This is a genomic window from Streptomyces sp. JL2001 (assembly GCF_050917515.1).
In the GTDB taxonomy this organism is placed as follows: domain Bacteria; phylum Actinomycetota; class Actinomycetes; order Streptomycetales; family Streptomycetaceae; genus Streptomyces.
The window spans coordinates 5560223-5581678 of sequence record NZ_CP169421.1 but is presented as its reverse complement, the minus strand read 5'-3'; the positions used below and the strand labels follow the sequence as shown (position 1 = coordinate 5581678).

At 71.8% G+C, this 21456-nt stretch carries 17 protein-coding genes; 5 read left to right on the top strand and 12 right to left on the bottom strand.

All coding sequences use genetic code 11. The features are described from left to right. Positions 1-3: 3 nt before the first annotated feature. From ACE1OA_RS24870 to ACE1OA_RS24845, 6 genes are all read right to left on the bottom strand, one after another. On the bottom strand, positions 4-1701 hold the full coding sequence (locus tag ACE1OA_RS24870) for a carbohydrate-binding module family 20 domain-containing protein (protein ID WP_384868579.1): 1698 nt from the start codon (positions 1699-1701) through the stop codon (positions 4-6). Positions 1702-1824: 123 nt separating this feature from the next. Beyond that, a complete protein-coding gene (locus ACE1OA_RS24865) occupies positions 1825-2907 on the bottom strand; it encodes a LacI family DNA-binding transcriptional regulator (RefSeq protein WP_356609199.1) in 1083 nt (360 codons plus the stop codon). Next, positions 2895-4568, bottom strand: a complete 1674-nt coding sequence (locus ACE1OA_RS24860; protein WP_384868577.1) for a glycoside hydrolase family 13 protein — start codon at positions 4566-4568, stop codon at positions 2895-2897. Before ACE1OA_RS24860 ends, ACE1OA_RS24865 begins: the two co-directional genes overlap by 13 nt. Positions 4569-4626: 58 nt before the next feature. After that, complete coding sequence (locus ACE1OA_RS24855; RefSeq protein WP_356609256.1) at positions 4627-5493, bottom strand: sugar ABC transporter permease; 867 nt, start codon at positions 5491-5493, stop codon at positions 4627-4629. After that, positions 5487-6500, bottom strand: a complete 1014-nt coding sequence (locus ACE1OA_RS24850) for a carbohydrate ABC transporter permease (protein ID WP_147977729.1) — start codon at positions 6498-6500, stop codon at positions 5487-5489. Before ACE1OA_RS24850 ends, ACE1OA_RS24855 begins: the two co-directional genes overlap by 7 nt. Positions 6501-6520: 20 nt before the next feature. Continuing rightward, entirely contained in the window at positions 6521-7801 is a 1281-nt protein-coding gene (locus ACE1OA_RS24845; RefSeq protein WP_384868575.1) for an extracellular solute-binding protein, read from the bottom strand. A gap of 336 nt (positions 7802-8137) precedes the next feature. Here ACE1OA_RS24845 and ACE1OA_RS24840 point away from each other — a divergent pair, with 336 nt between their 5' ends. The 3 genes from ACE1OA_RS24840 (at position 8138) to ACE1OA_RS24830 (ending at position 12024) form a co-directional block, all read left to right on the top strand. After that, positions 8138-9868 (top strand): glycoside hydrolase family 13 protein, encoded by a 1731-nt coding sequence (locus ACE1OA_RS24840; RefSeq protein ID WP_432753425.1) that lies wholly within the window; start codon positions 8138-8140, stop codon positions 9866-9868. A 25-nt stretch (positions 9869-9893) separates the two neighbouring features. Beyond that, positions 9894-10922: a LacI family DNA-binding transcriptional regulator gene (locus tag ACE1OA_RS24835; protein WP_356609207.1), complete on the top strand. Its 1029-nt coding sequence runs from the start codon at positions 9894-9896 to the stop codon at positions 10920-10922. Between the two features lie 103 nt (positions 10923-11025). Beyond that, on the top strand, positions 11026-12024 hold the full coding sequence (locus ACE1OA_RS24830; protein ID WP_432753424.1) for a phosphatase PAP2 family protein: 999 nt from the start codon (positions 11026-11028) through the stop codon (positions 12022-12024). Between the two features lie 114 nt (positions 12025-12138). Here the strand turns inward: ACE1OA_RS24830 and ACE1OA_RS24825 are convergent, their stop codons facing one another. The 3 genes from ACE1OA_RS24825 to ACE1OA_RS24815 form a co-directional block, all read right to left on the bottom strand. Beyond that, entirely contained in the window at positions 12139-13209 is a 1071-nt protein-coding gene (locus tag ACE1OA_RS24825) for a fatty acid desaturase family protein (RefSeq protein ID WP_432753423.1), read from the bottom strand. A gap of 174 nt (positions 13210-13383) precedes the next feature. Further along, on the bottom strand, positions 13384-15237 hold the full coding sequence (locus tag ACE1OA_RS24820; protein ID WP_432753422.1) for a GAF domain-containing SpoIIE family protein phosphatase: 1854 nt from the start codon (positions 15235-15237) through the stop codon (positions 13384-13386). Positions 15238-15371: 134 nt separating this feature from the next. After that, positions 15372-18362 (bottom strand): bifunctional [glutamine synthetase] adenylyltransferase/[glutamine synthetase]-adenylyl-L-tyrosine phosphorylase, encoded by a 2991-nt coding sequence (locus ACE1OA_RS24815; protein WP_361317019.1) that lies wholly within the window; start codon positions 18360-18362, stop codon positions 15372-15374. Positions 18363-18581: 219 nt separating this feature from the next. Here ACE1OA_RS24815 and ACE1OA_RS24810 point away from each other — a divergent pair, with 219 nt between their 5' ends. Beyond that, the gene (locus ACE1OA_RS24810) at positions 18582-19097 is read left to right on the top strand and encodes a pyridoxamine 5'-phosphate oxidase family protein (RefSeq protein WP_432753421.1); all 516 of its coding nucleotides are present in this window, start codon (positions 18582-18584) and stop codon (positions 19095-19097) included. Further along, complete coding sequence (locus tag ACE1OA_RS24805) at positions 19094-19525, top strand: VOC family protein (RefSeq protein WP_356609219.1); 432 nt, start codon at positions 19094-19096, stop codon at positions 19523-19525. Before ACE1OA_RS24810 ends, ACE1OA_RS24805 begins: the two co-directional genes overlap by 4 nt. Positions 19526-19555: 30 nt before the next feature. Here ACE1OA_RS24805 and ACE1OA_RS24800 read toward each other — a convergent pair whose 3' ends face one another. The 3 genes from ACE1OA_RS24800 to ACE1OA_RS24790 form a co-directional block, all read right to left on the bottom strand. Further along, the gene (locus ACE1OA_RS24800) at positions 19556-20077 is read right to left on the bottom strand and encodes a GNAT family N-acetyltransferase (RefSeq protein WP_356609221.1); all 522 of its coding nucleotides are present in this window, start codon (positions 20075-20077) and stop codon (positions 19556-19558) included. A gap of 287 nt (positions 20078-20364) precedes the next feature. After that, positions 20365-20781, bottom strand: coding sequence for a hypothetical protein (locus ACE1OA_RS24795; protein ID WP_432753420.1), 417 nt, complete (start codon positions 20779-20781; stop codon positions 20365-20367). A gap of 20 nt (positions 20782-20801) precedes the next feature. After that, positions 20802-21236, bottom strand: a complete 435-nt coding sequence (locus ACE1OA_RS24790) for a hypothetical protein (RefSeq protein ID WP_356609225.1) — start codon at positions 21234-21236, stop codon at positions 20802-20804. Positions 21237-21456: the final 220 nt, after the last annotated feature.

Below are 21456 nucleotides of genomic sequence, written 5' to 3'. Positions count from 1 at the left end.
GGGTCAGTTGCGGAAGGTGTCGTTCAGGACGATCTGGCCGGAAGCCGGGACCGTGGCCGTGCGGTTCGCGCCCGATTCCCAGGTCACGTTGCCCGCCGCGTCCTTGCGGACGTACTTGTACTCGAAGGACGTGCCCGCGGGCAGGGAGACGGTCAGCTTCCAGACGGGGTAGCTCGCCGGGTCCAGCTTGGGGGCGGCGGCCGGGGACCAGTTGCCGAGGGCGGACTGGTTGCCGGTGACGTAGATGTCCTGGCCGACCACGGTGGTGGCGTTCACGTTGAACGAGGCTCCGGCGGCGGCCGGCGGCGGGGTGGAGCCGCCTGAGCAGGTCCGGGCGTTCGTGTGCAGGGCGACCGCGGTGTTGGCGGCCAGCGTCGCGGTGAACTGGCCGGACGCGTTCACGGTGACCGTGCCGCCGCTCTGCACGTCGCAGTAGGTGCCGGCGGCCAGCGAGGTCTGGAAGGTGCGGGACAGCGCCGAGGTCTCGTGGTTGATCGCCACGTACGCCTTGTCGCCGCGGCCGAACGCGATCGCGTTGTTGCCGTTGTCCCACCAGTTCGTGACGGAGGTGCCCCGGGCCGCGTTGCGGAAGCCGACCATCGAGGAGATCTCGCGCCAGGCGTGCTGGCACTTCCAGCCGTCGCTGTAGCAGGCGTTCACCTGGCCGCCGCCCGGTGCGCCGGCGTCCTTGTCCGTCCACTCGTAGCCGGAGTGGACGTCCGGGGAGCCGTAGGGCCAGGCCAGCATGAAGACCGAGGCGAGCGTGTAGGTGGCGCCCGCCTTGTAGTTGAGGGTGTCGCCGCCGCGCTCGGTGTCGTGGTTGTCGACGAACACGCCGGACTTGCCGGAGGCCATGTAGCCCCAGGACTCGCCGAAGTTGCTCAGGTGGGAGAGCTTCTCGGAGCCGAAGATCCGCTTGAGGTCCCGGGCGTAACGGAACTCCTGCACGTCGCCGTTGCCGAGGTACTCGCTGGGCGAGACGGCCTCGCCGGCGCCGTAGATCGCCTCCTGCTTCCAGTACACGCCGGGATTGCTCAGACGTGACTTGATGTTCGCGAGATCCGCCGCCGGCATGTGCTTGGCCGCGTCGATGCGGAAGCCGTCCACGCCGAGCGAGAGCAGGTCGTTCATGTAACCGGCTATCCGGCCGCGCACCCAGTCCTCGCCGGTGTCGAGGTCCGGCAGGCCGACGAGCTCGCAGTTCTGGACGTTCGCCCGGTCCTGGTAGTTGGAGATGGTGGCCCGGCAGTCGTCCATGTCGGTGCCGGAGTACAGGCCGGGGTAGTCGTACTTGGAGAACGAGGTCCCGCCCGTTCCCGTGCCCGACGCGTTGGCCATGTGGTTGACGACGGTGTCGGCGACGACCTTCACGCCCGCCGCGTGACAGGTGTCGACCATGCTCTTGAAGGCGGTGCGGTCGCCGAGGGGGCCGGCGATCTTGTAGCTGACGGGCTGGTACGCGGTCCACCACGTGCTGCCCTGGATGCGCTCCTGGGGCGGCGAGACCTGCACGTAGCCGTATCCCGCGGGGCCCAGCTGCTCGGTGCAGGCCTTCGCCACGGAGGCGAACTTCCACTCGAACATGACCGCGGTGACGTCCTTCTCACCGGGCGGGGCGGCCTGCGCGGGGGCGGGTGCCGTGACGGCCACAGCGGCTCCCGCCACGAAGGCGAGTGCAGCGGCCACGGTCTTTCTGGCCATGATTCCTCCTGCCGACTTCACTGTCGCAAGAAGTTGCCGAAAATAGCAGCAACTGTTTTCAGCCGTGACCGTACGAGTGCCCCGACACCCGGTCAACCCTTTGAACCCCCACAACGCAAGGAGTTACGCAAGCAGTTGCAGCGACGGGCGGGCCGGCGGCTGCGCCGTGGACCCCCGCACGACCAGCTCCGGCTGGAAGACGAACTCGGTGCGCTGCACCGGGTTTCCCTCGATCTCCTCCAGCAGCGCCCCGACCGCCGCCGTCGCCATCGCCTGCACCGGCTGGCGCACGGTGGTCAGCGGCGGATCGGTGAAGGCGATGAGCGGGGAGTCGTCGAAGCCGACCACCGACACGTCGGCGGGCACGTCGAGGCCCCGGGCGCGCACCGCGCGGATCGCGCCGAGCGCCATCAGGTCGGAGCCGCAGACGATGCCGGTGCAGCCCTGGTCGAGCAGGATGTCGGCGGCCGCGTGGCCGCCCTCGACGCCGAACAGCGTGGGACGCACGTAGCGTTCGGCCTCCTCCTTCTCGATCCCGAGCAGGAGGTGCAGTTCGGCCGCGAAGCCCTCCGCCTTGCGGCGGGAGGGCACGTAGCGGGTGGGGCCGATGGCGAGACCGATGCGCTCGTGGCCGAGTTCGACCAGGTGCCGCACGGCCATCCGCGCCGCCGCCCGGTCGTCGGGTGAGACGAAGTTGGCGTCGATGTGCTCGTTGAAGCCGTTGATGAGGACGAACGGGACGCCCCGCGCGGCCAGCCGGACGTAGCGGCCCGGATCGGCCGCGGCGTCCGCGTGCAGCCCGGAGAGGAACACGATGCCGCAGACACCGCGCTCCACCAGCTGGTCGACCAGCTCGTCCTCGGTGGCGCCGCCGGGCATCTGGGTGCAGAGCACGGGCGTGTAGCCGTGACCCGCCAGCACCTGTTCGACGACCTGCGCGAAGGCCGGGAAGATCGGGTTGGTCAGCTCGGGCACGACCAGGCCGACCAGGCCGGCGCTGCGCCGTTTCAGCCGTACCGGACGCTCGTAGCCGAGTACGTCGAGCGCGGCGAGGACCCGGTGCCGGGTCGCACCGGCCACCCCGGCCTTGCCGTTGAGCACCCGGCTGACCGTCGCCTCGCTGACGCCGGACTGGGCCGCGATGTCCGCGAGCCGCGGGGCGCCGTTCCCGGCGCCCCGCGGCAGGGGGATCGTCACACCGCCCACCAGACGGTGGTGTCCGCGGGCAGCTCGACCACGCCGTCCGCGGCGGAGAGACCCACCGGCTCGTTGGCAAGCAGGAACCGGCCGGGCAGCGGGACGGAGATGGCCCGGCCGGTGGTGTTGGCGGTGCAGACGAAGCCGTCGCGGCGGAAGGAGAGCACACCCTCGGGTGCCTCCTGCCACTCGACGCCCTCGCCCGCACCGAGTCCGGGCTGTTCGCGGCGCACGGCCAGCGCGCTGCGGTACAGCTCCAGGGTGGAGCCGGGGTCACCGGCCTGCGCCTCGACGCTCAGCCCGCCCCAGGTGGCGGGCTGCGGCAGCCAGCTGCCGCCGTCGCCGAAGCCGTAGGAGGAACCCTCGACCGTCCACGGCAGCGGCACCCGGCAGCCGTCGCGGAAGCCGTCCTGTCCGGTGGCCCGGAAGAACGACGGGTCCTGGCGGACCTCGTCGGGCAGGTCGGTGACGTCCGGCAGGCCGAGCTCCTCGCCCTGGTAGACGTAGGCGGAGCCGGGCAGCGCGAGCATCAGCAGCGTCGCGGCGCGCGCCCGGCGCAGGCCGAGCTCGCGGTCGCCGGCCTCGCGCAGCTGGGTGCCCAGGCCCGCCGGGTTGGCGAACCGGGTGGCGTGCCGGGTGACGTCGTGGTTCGACAGGACCCAGGTGGTGGGCGCGCCGACCGGCCGCATCGCGGCGAGCGAGTCGTCGATGACCCGGCGCAGCTCGGCCGCGTCCCAGTGGGTGCCCAGGTACTGGAAGTTGAAGGCCTGGTGCATCTCGTCGGGGCGCACGTAGTGGGCGGTGCGCTCGACGGTGGGGGTCCACGCCTCGGCGACCAGGACCCGCTCGCCGTCGTACTCGGAGAGGACCTGACGCCACGAGCGGTAGATCTCGTGGACGCCGTCCTGGTCGAAGAAGGGCATGACGTCGTTGCCGAGCAGCTTCAGCTGGTCGTGCGCGCCGATGTCGGGCAGGCCCTCGGCCTTGACCAGTCCGTGGGCGACGTCGACGCGGAAGCCGTCGACGCCCATGTCCAGCCAGAAGCGCAGGATCGAGCGGAACTCGTCGCGGACCGCCGGATGCTCCCAGTTGAAGTCGGGCTGCTCGGGCGCGAAGAGGTGCAGGTACCACTCGCCCGGGGTGCCGTCCGGGTCCTGGGTCCGCGTCCAGGCGGGACCACCGAAGATGGACTCCCAGTCGTTGGGCGGCAGTTCGCCGTCGACGCCCTTGCCGGGCCGGAAGTGGTAGCGCTCGCGCAGCGGCGAACCGGCGCCGTCGCGCAGCGCGCGCTGGAACCACTCGTGCTGGTCGGACGAGTGGTTGGGCACGAGGTCGACGATGATCCGCAGGCCGAGCCCGTGGGCCTCGCGGATGACGGCGTCGGCGTCGAGGAGGCTGCCGAACATGGGGTCGATGGCCCGGTAGTCGGCGACGTCGTAGCCCGCGTCGGCCTGTGGGGAGGCGTAGAACGGGCTGAGCCAGACGGCGTCGACGCCGAGGTCCTTCAGGTAGGGCAGCCGGCTGCGGATTCCTTCCAGGTCGCCCATGCCGTCGCCGTTTCCGTCGGCGAAGCTGCGCGGGTAGACCTGGTAGATCACCGCGTCGCGCCACCAGCCCGTGTGCGTGCCGGTGGTGGGGGCGGCGGCGGGGGCGGTGAGGTGCTGGGTCATGTCTTCCCTGAGAGATAAGGAGGGTGCGTACACGGGCGGGCGGGCGCGGCCGGGGCGCTCAGCCCTTGACGGCGCCGGCGGACATGCCGGTCACCAGGTGCCGCTGGGCGACGAGGAACACGAGCGCCGCGGGGATGGCGATGAGCACGGAGGCCGCGGACATCGGGCCCCACTGGGCGCCGTACTGGTTGACGAACTTCTGCAGACCGCCGGCGAGGGTGAGGTTCTCGTCCCCGACCATGAACGCGGAGGCGTAGGCGACCTCGCCCCAGGCGGTGATGAAGGAGTAGAACGCGGTCACCGCGATGCCCGGCTTGGCGAGCGGCAGGATCAGCCGCCAGAAGGTGCCGAAGGGGGTGAGTCCGTCGACCTGTCCCGACTCGTCGATCTCGCGGGGGATGGTGTCGAAGAAGCCCTTCATCATCCAGGCGCAGAACGGCACGGCGATGGTCAGGTAGGTGATGACCAGGCCGGCGGGCTGGTTGAGCAGGCCCATCGACGCCATGATGTTGTAGATCGGCACGATCAGGACGGCGACCGGGAACATCTGGGTGATCAGCAGCGTCCACATCAGCCCGCGCTTGCCGGGGAAGCGGAAGCGGCTGATGGCGTAGCCGGTGGTCGACGAGATGAAGACGCCCAGGAGCGTGGTCAGGGCGGCGACGAGCAGAGAGTTGCCGAACCAGGTGAGGAACGGGGTGTCGTTCAGCAGGTTCGTGTAGTTCTCGAAGGTCGACTCCTTGAAGAAGTCGGTCGTGGTCGCGTACTTCGCGGGCTTGATGGAGGTCAGGAAGACCCACAGCACCGGGAAGACGGCGATCACTGAGGCCACGACGAGCGTGGTGTGCAGCCCGATCGAGGCGAGCGGCGAGCGGCGGCCGCGGCGCGGGCCGTTCGTGGCGGTGGTGTCTGCGGTGGTCACCAGACTTCTCCCTGCTTGCGGAGGACTCGCCGGTAGACCGCGGCGAAGACCATCAGGAGGACCAGGATCAGGACGCCCCAGGTGGAGGACTGGGCGAAGTCCCGCGGGCTGATCTCGAAGGAGAACTTGTACGCCTGGGTGACGAGGATCTGGGTGGCCTCGCCGGGCCCGCCCCGGGTGAGCAGGAAGATCACCGGGAACATGTTGAAGGTCCAGATGGTGCTCAGCAGGATCACGGTGGTGGACACCGAGCGCAGCCCGGGCATCGTGATGTGCCGGAAGCGCTGCCAGGCGCTCGCGCCGTCCATCTCGGCGGCCTCGTAGAGCTCACCGGGGATGGACTGCAGACCGCCGAGGAGGGCGACCATCATGAACGGCACGCCGAGCCAGACGTTGACGGCGATGACCGAGAACTTGGCCCAGGTGGGGTCGTTGAGCCACGGCACGGCGTCGATGCCGCCGCCGGCGAGCACCTGGTTGAGGATGCCGCGGCGCTCGTCGTAGAGGAAGCGCCAGGCGAAGACGGAGACGAAGCCGGGGACGGCCCAGGGCAGGATCAGCAGCATCCGGTAGAGGGAGCGGCCGGCGATCCGCCGGTTGAGGATGTTGGCGAGGGCCAGGCCGAGGGCGAAGGTCACCGAGACGCAGGACACCGTCCACAGCATCGTCCAGCCGAGCGTGCCGAGGAACTGGTTGCCGGAGAGCGCGTCGGCGTAGTTGTCCAGGCCCACGAACTCGTAGGTGGCCGGGATGTGGTTGACGCCGATGCTCCGCGCGACGTTGCGCTCGTTGGCGTCGGTGAGCGACAGGTAGACGCCGCGGATCAGCGGATATCCGATGATCACGGCGATCACCACGGTCACCGGGGCGATCATCGCCCAGGCGTACCAGTGGGTGGAGAGAGAGCCCCGGGCCTTGCGCCGCGAGGTGCCAGTACCGCGGCTCCGGCCGCGGGCGACGTTGTCGCCCGCGGCCTTCGCCACCGACTGGCTGCTGGTGTCCACAGCCATCAGCCGGCCTGCCTTCCTTGTTACTTCCAGTCCTTCAGGAGCTTGCGGTAGGCGTCACCGGCCGCCTTGGCTCCCGACTCCGGGCTGGTCTGGCCGGTGAGGACCTTGGTGTACTCGGTCACCAGCGGGGCGAAGAGGCTGCCGGTCTCCGGGATCCAGGGGCGCTCGACGGCCTTGTCGACGACCGGCTTGAAGAAGCCGATCATGTCGTTGCCCGCGACCTTGGAGTTGCCGTAGACGGACTCACGCGTCGGGAGCAGGCTCAGCTCGGCCGCGATCTTGGCCTGGGTCTCGGCGGACGTCATGTACTCGGTGAAGGCGTACGAGGCGTCCAGGTTCTTGGAGCCCGCGTAGACGGCGAGGTTGTGACCGCCCTGCGGGGCGCCCTGGCCGGCCGAGCCGGCGGGCACCGGCGCGATGCCGAGGTTGGCCTTGTCGGCGAACTCCTTGCCGGCGAAGGTGTCGGAGACGGCCCACGGGCCGTTGATCATCATCGCGACCTTGCCGTCCTTGAAGGCGGCCTGCATGTTGTCCCAGCCGTTGGTCGCGTCGGTGATCGCGGCCTTGGAGTCCACGAGGTCCTTGACGGTCTTCATGGCCTTCACACCGGCGGGGCTGTCGACGGTGATCTTCTTCTGCTTGGCGTCGACCAGGTCGCCGCCCTCGCCGTAGAGGAAGGAGAGGAACCAGTAGGCGTCGTCGCCGCGCAGGTAGAGACCGGTCTTGCCGGTCTTCTCCTTGATCTTGGCGGAGACGGTCTTGAGCTCGTCGATCGTCTTGGGGACCTCGACGCCGGCGTCCTTGAAGATCTTCTTGTTGTAGAAGATGCCCATGGAGTCGATGACCTGAGGCACGGCGTAGGTCTTGCCGTTGTACTTGGTCGACGCGGCCGCCTGCTTCATGAAGTCCGAGTCGTCCTTCAGCGCCGGGGTGCCGTCGAGCGGGGCGAGGTAGCCCAGGTTCGCGAAGTCGGGGGTCCAGGCGACCTCGGAACGGATGACGTCGGGGGCGCCGGAGCCGGACTGGGCGGCGTTCTTGAACTTGTTCTGCGCCTCACCGAACGGCACGTTCACATACTTGACGGTGACCTTCGGGTGCTTCTTCGTGAAGTCCTCGGCGACCTTCTTGAAGACCTTGTCCTCGCTGCCGACCGTGGAGGTGTCCCACCACGTGACGGTGCCGGAGAGCTCGCCCGAGCCCTTCGAGCCGCCGTTGTTGTTGCCGCCGTCGCCACTCCCGCACGCCGCCAGGGTGACGCCCAGGGCCGCGACCAGCGCGGTGGCCGCTATGCCACGCCGCATGTGAACTCCTTCAACAAGATCCCGGTTGGACGAGGGGCGAAGACCTTCCTCATGCGACCGCTCCCTCGCGGCGCCCCGGGTTGCCAGGAACGTAACAGGGATGAAAACGAGCCGAAAGAGCTTGCGTGAAATTTCTGCAAGGGCCGGGGATCGTTACATCCGCGTGTCCCGAAGGTGTCCATCGAGTCGCTTGACAGAGCGATTAGAGGGGGTCTTGCGGGACCCGGAGCGGCCTGCAAGCCTTTCCACAAGCACTTTCATGACCGTTTCATGACGACTTGGAAGTCGTTGTCACCACGACACCTGTACGACGCCCACGCGAGAGGGACCCCGCGCATGGCTCACGAGCTCACCTCCCCGTCGTTGCCGCAGTCTGCAAGTCCTTGCGGCGCCCGCCCGCAATGGTGGCGGGACGCGGTCATCTACCAGGTGTACGTCCGCTCGTTCTCGGACAGCGACGGAGACGGGATCGGCGACCTGCGCGGGGCGCGGGAGCGGCTGCCGCACCTGGCGCGGCTGGGCGCGGACGCGGTGTGGCTCACGCCGTTCTACGCCTCCCCGCAGGCCGACGGCGGCTACGACGTGGCGGACTACCGCGCGGTCGATCCGGTCTTCGGCGACCTGGCGGACGCGGACGACCTGGTGCGCGCGGCGCACGGGCTCGGCCTGAAGGTCATCGTGGACATCGTCCCCAACCACACCTCGGAGCGGCATCCCTGGTTCGAGGCGGCGCGGGCCGGGGTGGGCCGGGACCGCTACGTCTTCCGCCCGGGGCGCGGGCCGGACGGCGCCGAGCCGCCCAACGACTGGGAGTCCGTCTTCGGCGGGCCGGCCTGGACACGCGTCGAGGACGGCTCCTGGTACCTGCACCTGTTCGCGCCCGAGCAACCGGACCTGAACTGGGAGAACGCGGAGGTGCGGGCCGAGTTCGACTCCGTGCTGCGCTTCTGGCTGGATCTGGGGGTCGACGGGTTCCGGATCGACGTCGCCCACGGCATGGTCAAGGCGCCCGGACTGCCCGACATCGGCCACGGGCAGCAGGCGAGCCTGATCGGGATCCAGCGGCTGCCGTTCTTCGACCAGGACGGGGTGCACGAGATCCACCGCGGCTGGCGGCGGCTGCTGGAGTCGTACGGCCCCGACCGCATCGGGGTGGCCGAGGCCTGGGCGCCGACCCCGGAGCGGCTGGCCCGCTACGTCCGCCCGGACGAGCTGCACCAGGCGTTCAACTTCCAGTTCCTGAACTGCGCCTGGGACGCGGCGGCGCTGCGCGCGGTCGCCGAGGAGTCACTGCGCGCCACGGCCGCGGTGGGGGCGCCGACGACGTGGGTGCTCTCCAACCACGACGTCGTACGGCATCCGACGCGCTACGGGGCGGGCGACCCCGTCGCGGGCCTGCGGCGGGCCCGGGCGGCGGCGCTGCTCATGCTGGCGCTGCCCGGCTCCGTGTACCTGTACCAGGGCGAGGAGCTGGGGCTGCCCGAGGTCGCCGACCTCCCCGACGGGCTCCGGCAGGACCCGGCCTTCCTGCGCGGCGACGGGCAGGACGGGCTGCGGGACGGCTGCCGGGTGCCCCTGCCGTGGACACCCGAGGGCCCCTCGTACGGCTTCGGCCCGGCCGGTGCCTGGCTCCCCCAGCCCGCCGAGTGGGCCGGGCTGAGCGTGGCGGCGCAGACCGGGGACCCCGCCTCCACCCTGGAGCTCTACCGCGCGGCGCTCCGGCTGCGCCGCGAGCACCCGGCACTCGGCGCGGGGGACGCGGTGGAGTGGCTGGACGCCCCCGAGGGGGTGCTGGTCTTCCGCCGCCGCGGTGAGGGCGGCGGCGTCCTGGTCGCCCTGAACACCACGGCCCACCCGGTGGACCTGCCGCTGCGGGGATCGCTCCTGCTCGGCAGCGATGCCGGACCGGCTGCGGGGTCCGCGACCGACGCGGGCCCACCCGGGACGTCCGCGGCCGTGCCCGTGCTCCCCTCGCCGGCGCGGGAACCGGTGTCCGGCGCCGCCCCGGGGCCGGGCGCGGAGAAGGTCCGGGTTCCGGCCGAGTCCTGCGTTTGGTGGGCAATCTGACGTGCGACCGGTACAGTCCAACCCCATGACCGCGCGGCTTGCCGACATCGCAACCCAGGCGGGGGTCAGTGAAGCCACAGTCAGCCGCGTGCTCAACGGCAAGCCCGGTGTGGCCGCGGCCACCCGTGAGTCCGTGCTTGCCGCACTCGACGTACTCGGATACGAGCGCCCGGTCCGGCTGCGCCAGCGCAGCGCAGGGCTCGTCGGGCTGATAACCCCCGAACTGGACAACCCGATCTTCCCGGCCCTCGCGCAGGTCATCGGACAGGCTCTGACACGACAGGGGTACACCCCGGTCCTCGCCACGCAGACCCCCGGCGGGTCCACCGAGGACGAGCTCACCGACATGCTCGTCGAGCGCGGGGTCTCCGGCATCATCTTCGTCTCCGGCCTGCACGCCGACACGACGGCCGACATGACCCGCTACGACCAGCTGCGCGGCAAGGGCGTTCCCTACGTTCTGCTCAACGGCTTCTCGCCCAAGGTCCAGGCCCCCTTCGTCTCGCCCGACGACCGGGCCGCGATGCAGTTGGCGGTCACCCACCTCGCGGCCCTGGGGCACACCCGGATCGGCCTCGCGGTGGGGCCCAAGCGCTTCGTGCCCGTGCTGCGCAAGATCGAGGGCTTCCAGCTCGGCATGCGGGAACGGCTCGGGCTCGACCCGGAGCAGTCCGCGGAGCTGATCCAGCACTCGCTGTACACCCTCGAAGGCGGGCAGGCGGCGGCCGGCGCGCTGATCTCCCGGGGGTGCACGGCCGTGGTCTGCGCGAGCGACATGATGGCGCTCGGCGCCATCCGGGCCGCCCGCCAGCAGGGACTCGACGTGCCGAGGGACGTCTCGGTGGTCGGTTTCGACGACTCCCCGCTCATAGCCTTCACCGACCCCCCGCTGACCACGATCCGCCAGCCCGTCCAGGCCATGGGTCAGGCCGCGGTCCGGGCCCTGCTGGAGGAGGTCGGGGGCACCCCGGCTCCGCACAGCGAGTTCGTGTTCATGCCCGAGCTGGTGGTTCGCGGTTCGACCGCATCCGCCCCGACCCCGAGAAATCCCTGATCCCAGGCGGTCTCCGCCTCGTCCGCGAGGCGGAGCGCGTGCATCCCGTACCCGACCGAGGGATGATCGGTCGGGGGGAACGGATCTGGCAGACTCTCTCCCTATGGGTGAATCGACCGTGAAGCGTTTGGAAGGCCAGCAGGCCGCCACCCCGTCACCCATCGCGGCCGACGGCAGGTTCGCACGACTGCGCGCCCGCACGCCCCGACGGCCGCGCATATGGTTCGAGGTCCTGCTGATCGCGGTCAGTTACTGGACGTACTCGCTCATCCGCAACGCGGTACCGGAGCAGAAGGCCGAGGCGCTCGAGAACGCCGACTGGATCTGGCGCGTCGAGCAGTCCCTCGGCCTCGCCGTGGAGCAGACGGTCAACCACACCGTGAACTCGGTGACATGGCTGATCGTGTCGATGAACTACTACTACGCCACCCTGCACTTCGTCATCACGATCGGTGTGCTGGTCTGGCTGTACCGATGGCAGCCGGGCCGTTACGCGGCGTCCCGCACGGTCCTGTTCGCCACCACGGGTGTGGCCCTGGTCGGTTACTACCTGTATCCGCTCGCGCCGCCCCGGCTGATGAACGGCCAGGACTTCATCGACACGGTGCTGGTGCACCACACCTGGGGCTCGATGGCCTCGGGCAACCTCAAGCACATGTCGAACCAGTACGCGGCGATGCCGTCGATGCACATCGGCTGGTCGCTCTGGTGCGGTCTCATGATCTTCGCGCTGGCCTCCGCGCCGTGGGCGCGCATCCTCGGCCTGCTCTACCCGGCGGCGACCCTGGTCGTGATCGTGGCGACCGCCAACCACTTCTGGCTCGACGCGGTGGGCGGCATGATCTGCCTCGCCTTCGGCTTCGCCGTCTCGTACTTCTGGTACGGCTCGCTGCCGCAGGGGCTGCCCAAGCTGGTGGAATCGGCGAAGCCGGTCGCCCGGGGCGGGCCGGCGGGTGCCGACCGTGCCGCCGAGGCGCCGGATGCCGCGGCGGCCCCGGACCCCGCGGCCGCCGGAGCCACCCGCCCGGCCGGACCGACCGGCCCCACGGGGCCCACCGGCCCCGCCGACTCCACGGGCCGGAAGGTCAGCTCCGGCAGGTGACGCGGCCGACGGCCACCGTGCGCCGGACGGGCGGCTGCGCCGTCTCGTCGGCCGGAGCCTCGACCGGATCGCCGGCGGACACCGTCGGATCCGCCCGCGGGCACGTCGGCGGTCTCAGGACGTCCCCGGACCCGGCGCGGCCTCGAGACGAGGCCCGCGGATCGGCGCCCCCGCTTCGTGGAGGCTGGCGAGGGTCATGCGGTAGGAGGCGATCAGACCGGTCTCCTGGTAGCTCACCCCCAGCTCCTGGCAGTGGCCGCGGACGATCGGCTGCGCCAGGCGCAGGTGCGGGCTGGGCATGCTCGGGAAGAGGTGGTGCTCGATCTGGTAGTTCAGGCCGCCGAGGACGACGTCCGTGAACCGCCCGCCCCGCACGTCGCGGGAGGTCAGCACCTGGCGGCGCAGGAAGTCAGGGCGGTCGGCGCCGCGCAGGATCGGCATGCCCTTGTGGTTCGGGGCGAAGATCGAGCCGAGGTAGACACCGAAGAGGCATTGGTGGACGAGGAGGAAGACGACCGCCTTGCCGGGCGGCAGTACCAGGAACAGTGCCCCGAGGTAGGCCGCGCAGTGGGTGACGAGCAGGACGCCCTCCCCCACCCGGTTCCTGAGGGAGCTGTCGGCCAGCGACCGCATCCCGGACACGTGCAGGTTGAAGCCTTCGAGCGTGAGCAGGGGGAAGAACAGCCGCGCCTGGCGGCGGCCCAGGAGGCGTGGCAGTCCCGTCGCCGCGCGGGCCTGGTCCTGCGTCCAGACGAGGATGTCGGGGTTGAGGTCGGGGTCGAGCTCCTCGTGGTTGGGGTTGGCGTGGTGACGCGTGTGCTTGTCCTGCCACCAGCCGTATCCCATGCCGATGCCGAGATTGCCCGCGATGCGCCCGAAGCGCTCACTGGACCTGCGCAGCCGGAAGACCTGGCGATGCGCGACGTCGTGGGCCAGCAGGGCGACCTGCCCGAAGACGAAGGCGAGCAGCACGGCGACCGCGAGGGTCCACCAGCTGTCGGCGATCAGCACGAAGGCGGTCCATGCGAGCGCGTACGAGGCGGTCACCGCGGCGATGCGGGACGTGTAGTAGCCCGGGCGCCGGCTCATGAGTCCGGCGGCCTGGATCTTCCTGGAGAGTCGGGCGAAGTCGCTCCCCGGTTCAGCCGGTGCGGGTGGGGGGCACACCGTGGGCAATGCGTTCATGGTCGGATTCACTCTTCGTAGACCGCGGGGCGACGTCGGAGGTCGACGGCCCGATCCGGGGACGCTCCTCCGGCGACTACCCGGCATCGCCCCGTTGAAGTGCGGCCCCACGTCACGTTCTCGACGAACCGCGGAGCCTGCCTCACCGAGCCGGTCCGCACCGCGGGATCGTCGTCAGGGGATGCGCAGGGCGAGCAGGACGATGTCGTCCTCGGGGGCCCCGTCCACCAGCCGGCTGCTGATCCGGTGGAGCAGGTCGGGAAGCGGTTCTCCGCCGTGGCGGGCGAGCAGGGCGGAGACCTGCGCGATGGCGGCGTCGAGGTCGTGGCCGCGGCGCTCGATGAGCCCGTCGGTGTAGAGCAGCAGGGTCGAACCCGAGGGGAGTGCGCGGCGGTGCTCGGTCCGGTGGGCCGGGCCGAGTGCCTGGTGGAGGAGGACGTCGTGCTGCTCCAGAGGCGTGACCCGGCCGTCCGGAGCCCGCAGCAGGGGCGGGGGGTGGCCGGCGTTCGACCAGGTGAGGGTCCAGTCGGGACTGCCGTCGACGGGGTCGAGACGGGCGTGGACGAGTGTCCCGCCGGCGACGATGGGCAGGACGGAGCAGGCCGCCTCGAGGGCGCTCAGAGCGGTGGCGGGGCTGTACGGGGGATGGTCGAGGGTGGCCTGGCACAGCATGCTGCGGAGCTGGCCCATCACGGTCGCGGCGTGCATGTCGTGCCCGATGATGTCGCCCACCGTGACCACGAGCGCCGCGGGGCCGCCGGAGGCCGCGGGCGGCAGGTGGTACGCGTCGTACCAGTCGCCGCCGACCATGTTGTCGTCGGCGGCCGCCTGGTACAGGGCGCTGATCTCCATGCCGTCGGCGAGCGGGAGGTCGGTGAGCATGGCGGCCTGGAGCTGGCGGGCGACGGAGATCCGCTCGTCCAGGTAGAGGGCCCGTTCCACCGCCTGTGCGACGTACCCGGACGCTGCGGTGAGGGCGGCCCGCTCGGGGATGCTCACTCTGTGGCGCTTGGTCCAGCAGATCGCGAGGACGCCCAGGAGGGTGCGTCGCCCCCAGAGCGGCAGGCAGAGGATCGTGGTGAGGCCCATGCCGTCGAAGAAGGCGACCGTCTCCGGGCCGTAGCCGGCGACGAGGGCGTCACGGTCGGGCACGAACACGGTCCGTCGTTCCCGCAGGGCTCGCGCGCTGGGGGACGTGGCATCGGCGGGGAGGGTGAGGATCTCGGGTTCCACGCCGTCCGCCTCGTCCGGACCGGGGACGCGGTGCAGTTCCTCCCTGTCCGCGACGAGCAGCCCGACGTACGAGGGCTTCCCGACGCCGCCGAACAGGTCACGCAGCCGTTGCCGCACGTCTTCAAGTCCGGAGGTCTGGGCCAGCTCCTCCGAGGCCTTCAGCAGCAGTTCGGCGTGGTCCAGGCCGGCCTGGGCCTCCTGCTCGAGGCGCTCCGCGTCGCTCCGGGCGTGCTCGGCGGCGGCCCGGGCCGTCTCCAGCACCTTCCGCGCCGAGCTGTGCTGGGCGGACAGGATCCTCAGCCTCAGCTCGGCGGAGCAGGCCGCGGCCAGGTCCTTCAGGTCGGTCGGCTCTCCCGGGTCCCAGGCCCTGGGCTGGTGGTCCATGCCGCAGAGGGAGCCCAGGACGAGTCCGTCGGCGTCGGTCAGCGGCAGTCCCGCGTAGGCGATCACGCCGAGGTCCCGGATCGCGGGGCTGCCGCGCAGCCGGTCGTCGGCCCGGGCGTCGGGCACGATCAGGGGCCGCCCGGACTCCACCACGTACCGGCAGAGCGAGTGGGACAGCGGCAGCGCCCGCTCCCCCGCCCAGGGCTCCGGCAGCCCGATCATGCCGGGCAGGATCTGGCGCTCCTCCTCGACCAGGGACACCAGGGCCACCGGCACCCTCAGCAGACGGGACACCAGCCGGGCGAACCGGTCCATCCCCGGGTCGGCGACCGCGGCCAGTCCGGCAGGCCGAAGGGCCCGCCGGGAAACGGCGCCCGGGTCCGCTCCGGTCTCCCGGCCCTGCTCCGGCATCCGACCTCCGGTTGAATTGCCCGAGACCTTCCTGAGAAGAGCGTAGAACAGGCGGGGCCTCCGTCCGGTCGCCCGTGTGCCCGGCCGTTCCTCCGGTGGCGCCGGGGGAAACGGCCCCGGGGCGGGGACGGCCCTCAGGCGGCCCCGTAGAACAGTTCCTCCATCACCGCCCGGGCCCGCCGGGTGATCCGCCGGTAGTCGTCGACCATCTCGCCGACGTGCCCGGGCTCGTAGCCCAGGTACCGGCCGACCGCGGCCAGTTCACGCCCGTCCGAGGGGAAGGTGTCGCCCGGCCGGCCACGCACCAGCATCACCGCGTTGCGGACGCGGGTCGCCAGGACCCACGCCTCGTCCAGGATCTGGGCCTCGTCCGTGGGGATCAGCCCGGCGGCGTGGGCGGCGGCCAGCGCCTCGCGGGTCCGGGTGGTGCGCAGGCCCGGCTCGACCCAGCCGTGGCGCATCTGGAGGAGCTGGACGGTCCACTCCACGTCGCTCAGACCGCCGCGGCCGAGCTTCGCGTGCAGGGTGGGATCGGCGCCGCGCGGCATGCGCTCGGTCTCCATCCGTGCCTTGAGGCGGCGGATCTCGCGGACGGCGTCCTCCCCCAGGCCCTCGGCGGGATAGCGCAGCGGGTCGACCATCTCGATGAACCGCCGCCCCAGCTCCATGTCGCCGGCCAGCGGGTCGGCGCGCAGCAGGGCCTGGCTCTCCCAGACCAGCGCCCAGCGGTGGTAGTAGGCCTCGTACGACTTCAGCGTACGGACGAGGGGCCCGCTCTTGCCCTCCGGACGCAGGTCGGCGTCGATCAGCAACGGCGGGTCGGTGGTGGGGAGCTGGAGGAGGCGGCGCATCTCGGTGACGATCCGGTTGGCGGCCCGGCCGGCCTCCTGCTCGTCGACGCCCTCGCGGGGCTCGTGCACGAACAGGACGTCGGCGTCGGAGCCGTAGCCCAGTTCGTGGCCGCCGAAGCGCCCCATGCCGATCACCGCGAACCGGGTCGGCAGCGTGTCGCCCCACTCGGCCCGCACGGCCGCGCGCAACGCGCCCGCGATCGCCGCCGCGTTGAGGTCGGTGACGGCCCGGCCGACCTGGTCGACCAGCGCGCCGGGGTCGGTCGCGCGGGCACTCTCCTCGGTGCCGTACGAGGCGATGAGATCGGCCGCGGCGGTACGGAACAGCTCCCGGCGCCGTACGCCGCGGGCCGCGGCGACCCCTTGCTCGGCCCCGTCGGCCCGGCCGACCGCCGCCAGGACCTCCTGCTCCAGGTGCTCGCGGCCGCGCGGCCGGAGCCCTTCCGGGTCGCCCAGGATCGCGACCGCCTCGGGGGCGCGCAGCAGCAGGTCGGGGGCGAGCCGCCCGGCGGACAGCACGCGCGCGAGGTTCTCCGCCGCGGCCCCCTCGTCGCGCAGCAGGCGCAGGTACCAGGGGGTCTTGCCGAGCGCGTCGGAGACCTTGCGGAAGCCCAGCAGTCCGGCGTCCGGGTCGGCGGAGTCGGCGAACCAGCCGAGCAGCACGGGCAGCAGCGTCCGCTGGATCGCGGCCTTGCGGGTCACGCCCGACGCGAGTGCCTCCAGATGGCGCAGCGCGGCGACGGGATCGGCGTAGCCGAGCGCCTCCAGGCGCTGACCGGCGGCCTTGGGGCTGAGCCGGGTCTCGCCGGGGGTGAGCTGGGCGACGGCGTCGAGCAGCGGGCGGTAGAAGATCTTCTCGTGCAGCCGGCGGACGACCGAGGCATGCCGGCGCCATTCCTTGTTGAGCTCGGCGACCGGGTCCGTGCGCAGGCCGAGCGAGCGGCCGAGACGGCGCAGGTCCGTCTCGTCCTCCGGCACGAGATGGGTGCGGCGCAGCCGGTAGAGCTGGATGCGGTGTTCCAGGGCCCGCAGGAAGCGGTACGCCTCGTCGAGCTGGGCCGCGTCCGCGCGGCCGACGTAGCCGCCGGCGGCGAGCGCCCCGAGCGCGTCGAGGGTGGTGCCGCTGTGCAGGGTGGCGTCGCCGCGGCCGTGCACCAACTGAAGGAGCTGGACGGCGAACTCGACGTCCCGCAGGCCGCCGGGCCCGAGCTTGAGCTCGCGTTCGACCTGTGCGGCGGGGATGTTGTCGACGACCCGCCGGCGCATCTTCTGCACGTCGGGGACGAAGTTCTCCCGCTCGGCGGCCTGCCAGACGAGCGGGGAGACGGCGTCGATGTAGTCGGCGCCCAGCTCCGGGTCCCCGGCCACCGAGCGGGCCTTGAGCAGGGCCTGGAACTCCCAGGTCTTGGCCCAGCGCTGGTAGTAGGCGAGATGGGAGGAGAGGGTGCGGACGAGCGGGCCGTTGCGGCCCTCTGGGCGGAGGTTGGCGTCGACGGGCCAGATGGTGCCCTCGACGGTGGTCTCCGAGCAGATCCGCATCAGATGCGAGGCGAGGCGGGTCGCCGCCTGGATCGCCTTGCCCTCTTCGGCGCCCTCGACGGGTTCGCCGACGAAGATCACGTCGACGTCGGACACGTAGTTGAGCTCGTGGCCGCCGCACTTGCCCATCGCGATGACGGCGAGCCGGCACAGGGCCGCGTCGGCCGGCGCGGCGGTGCGGGCGATGGCGAGGGCGGCCCGGAGGGTCGCGGTGGCGAGGTCGGCCAGTTCGGCGGCGGTCTGGGCGACGTCGATGGTGCCGCAGACGTCCCGGGCCGCTATCGCGAGGAGGCAACGGCGGTAGGCGACCCGGAGCGTGACCGGGTCGGTCGCCTCGGCCAGTCCCTGCTCGAACTCGGCCACCCCGGGGTGCAGATCGGTCGCCTCGTAGGTGACGAGCGTCTGCCAGTCGTGCGGGTGGCGGGCGAGGTGGTCGCCGAGGGCCTCGGAGGTGCCGAGGACACCGAGCAGCCGGTCCCGGAAGGGCTTGGCCGCGAGCAGCGTGGCGGTGAGGGTCTGCCGCTCGTCGTCGGGCTGCGCCTCGACGAGCCGGACCAGGCCGCGCAGGGCCAGATCCGGGTCGGCCGTGGCGCCGAGGGCGTCGAGCAGGACGGGGTCGCCGCGCAGTGCGGCCAGCTCGGGCAGGTCGAGCAGCCGCTCGGCCCCGGACGGATCGGTGAACCCGTGTCGCAGCAGCCGCGAGAAGGTACTGCTCCTGCGTCCCGGCACCGTCATTCCGCCGTTCCCTCCGCCGTCGATGTCCCTCGATCGAGCCTATCCGGAGCGGATGCCGGGGTCGCCCCGGGAGTGCGTGGCGCCGGGTCCGGAATCGGGGGTGCGGCGGACGGCGGTGTGCCGGGCCCGGGTGGACCGGCGGCGATGAGTTTCGCGCCCTGACACGGTCTGCCTCGTTGAAGCCGTGACACCGCTACCGCTCGACGAGAGGGGCACCCCGTGCCGATCGAGACCTCCCTGGACGCCCGCTACAGCGACCCGAGGGCGCACGCCGCGGACTGGCCGGCGGCCGTCGCCCGGCTCACCGCGGCCGAGGTGTTCTGGCTGACCACGGTCCGGCCGGACGGCCGCCCGCACGTCACCCCGCTCATCGCCGTCTGGTCGGAGGGCGCGCTGCACTTCTGCACCGGTCCCGACGAACGCAAGGCGCGCAACCTGGCGGTCCGCCCCGAGGTGGTCCTCACCACCGGGACGAACGATCTCGCCGAGGGATTCGACCTGGTGATCGAGGGGGAAGCCGTCCGGGTGACGGACGAGGAGCGGCTCCGGGCGCTCGCGGACGCCTACGTCGGGAAGTACGGGCCGAACTGGCGTTTCGACGTGCGCGACGGCGCGTTCGTGGGCGACGGTGGGACGGCCCTGGTGTTCGCGGTGGCGCCCCGTACGGCGTTCGGCTTCGCCAAGGGCGAGCCGTTCGGCCAGACCCGCTGGCGTTTCCAAGGAGAGTCTCGATGAACTGGACGCTCGAAGTCGTCCCCGTCCCCGTCACCGACATGGACCGGGCGAAGGAGTTCTACGGCGACAGGTGCGGTTTCAAGATCGACCTCGACGAAGAGGTGGCGCCCGGGATGCGGATCATCCAGGCGACCCCGCCGGGCTCGCGCTGCTCGATCGCCATGCTGTCGGGCATGCCGGGCGCCCCGGGGACCCGGAGCATGACGCCGGGCACCCTGCACGGTCTGCAGCTCTGCGTCACGGACATCGATGCGGCCCGCGCCGAACTCCTCGACCGGGGCGTGGACGTCTCCCCCATCCGCCACGTGGGCGCGACGGGCTGGGAGGACGGCAAGGGCGACACCTGGAACTCGTTCATGTCCTTCGAGGACCCCGACGGCAACGGCTGGGTGGTCCAGGAGGCGCCGTCGGAGCTGTCGCAGCGCTGATCCCGCGGCGAAGCCGGTGCCTCCGGGTCGTCACGCACCACCGGCGGGGAACACGAGCCGGTAGTGGCGCAGTTGATCGTCCTCGCGGACGAACAGCATGCCCACGGCCTCCATCACCCGCTGGGAGGCGACGTTCCCGAGGTCGGCGTCGCCCTTCACCCCGGCGGCACCGGCCTCGCCGGCGACCCGGATCAGCTCCGACAGCGCCTCGCGGGCGTAGCCCTGCCCCCGGACGGCCTCGGTCAGCCCGTAGCCGACGGTCACGAAACGCTCGTCGTCCGGCGGCCCGTGGAAGCCGATCCCGCCGACCGCCTCCCCGTCCTCGCGCCGCCGTATCTCGTACGCCCCGAACACCCCGGGATCGCCGTGGTCCGCCCGCACGCGCAGGTAACCGGACGCCCCGGCCACGTCCCCGTCGGACGGGTAGCCGCGCCCCCAGCGATCCCCCGCGCCCGGCGTCCCGTTGACGATCCGCTCGGCCTCGGCGGGGGTGAGGGGATGCAGCGTCAGCCGCTCGGTCCGTAGGGGCGCGCTGCCCTTGTCGGTCTTCACCGGGGCAGTGTCGGACAGCACCGGGCGGCGGTCAAAGACCTTTCCCGGCCACTCGGCGCTGCACGGCGCGCCCGTCGCCACGGCCCCGTTCGGACGCGTGCCGGTTGCCCGGCCCCTCGGGCGCCGATGTCATCGCAGGCGGGGCTGCCGCAGGGGAGCGGGCCCCTCCTCTACGTCGGCGCGCGCGGCGGGGAGCGACGGCGCCCTGCCGGCGCTGCTGCCGTCGGCCGGTCCGGCGTCGGCGGGCCGTCCCCACCCTTGACCGCCCTTCGCCGATGGGCGGGCGGTCATCTGCCTCTCCCGGCCGCCCATCGCCGAAGGGCGGCCCTGTTGTCCCGCTTGCTGCGGCGCACCACAGCGAGCTCTCCCCCGTCGCTCATGAACGCCGTGACCGGCGTCCAGCGCCGCCGCCCGGACGGCGCCGTCCACCGGACGGCGGGAAAGCCGGTGATCTCGGTGACGCGGTGTCGTTCGATGGTCCGGGTCCAGAACCAGCCCCGGACGGTGAGCCGTCCGGCCGCACACCGCACGCCCAGCCGGTACCCGCGTACGCCGAGCACCGCGCACAGCGCCGCGATCACTCCTGCGGTCACCCTGTCCGCCACGCCGGTGGCCCCGACGCCCTCGCCGACGGCCAGGACGCCCGGCACGATGCCGAGTCCGGCGTGCGCGACCCGGTTGACCGCGATGGGCCTCAGCTCCACGATTCCCGCCGTCCGCCGGGTCAGGCGGCCACGGGCAGGGCCGCCGCGATGACGTCCCGCTCCTTGCGGCCGAGCAACGGGAAGACGATCTTCAGCCCCTGCGGGCGGTCCCCCGAGGAGACGACGAACGACGAGTTGAGGAAACGCTCCCGGACCGCCGTACGGACGAGGCCGGCCCGCGGGATGGTCATCAGGTGCTCCCCGGTTCTGGCGAACGTCGGGTCGGCCCGGAAGACGAAGAGGCGACGGTCGGTCATGGCGAGGTACATCGGCACCGGGACCGGTATCACGCTCATCGCGCCGGCGCTCACGACCGCCGAGGCCACCGCGAACGCCGCGGTCCGCCGTACGGAGACGGAGCTGAGGTTCACGATCGTCGTGACCTCGACGCGCTCTCCGGCCTCCAGCAGGGGGTCGATGGCGGCCAGCAGAAGACGGCGGCGCTTTCCGTTCACGGGTGGTGCTCCTGAAGCATGGTGCGGCCGGAGAGCTCGTACGGGCGCGCCGACCCGGGTGGGGTTCGTCGCCGCAGCCTGCCACACGCCCGGCCGGGGGGGCGACGGGGATCGTCGTTCCGGGGAAGAGGACGGGATTCGCGCAGCGGCGGGGCCAGTCGATAGGGTCCCAGGTCACGACCGCCCCGGCGAGAACCCCGGGCAGGTCAGGACTCCGCCG